General features: G+C 47.3%; 1 protein-coding gene. It reads left to right on the top strand.

The window, feature by feature from the left end; genetic code table 11:
- On the top strand, window positions 1-260 hold a 260-nt coding region (locus tag AB4512_RS25030), incomplete at both ends, for a P-II family nitrogen regulator (RefSeq protein ID WP_372176158.1).

The raw sequence follows: 260 nt of genomic DNA, 5'->3' as shown, positions 1-260 counted from the left end.
TGATGCGGGCGCAACCGGAGCAACCGTGATTAATAATGCCAGAGGGCAGGGCTTAAACCAAAAGCGCACCTTCTTCGGATTAACATTAGAGGTGCAAAAAGATGTGCTGCTGTTTGTCGTTGAGGAGCATCTAGCAAGGCATATTCTTGAAAGAATTAGTGAAGTGGGGGAGTTTGACCGAGAATCGGGACAAGGTATTGCAGTACAGATAGGTGTGGAAGATGTAGTCGGCGTTGCGCATCAAGTTGAGACGTTAACAA

This window comes from Vibrio sp. 10N.222.52.B7 (genome assembly GCF_041474275.1).
Taxonomy (GTDB): Bacteria; Pseudomonadota; Gammaproteobacteria; order Enterobacterales; family Vibrionaceae; genus Vibrio; species Vibrio crassostreae_C.
The sequence above is the reverse complement of the archived record's forward strand: the minus strand, read 5'-3'. Positions and strand labels throughout refer to the sequence as shown.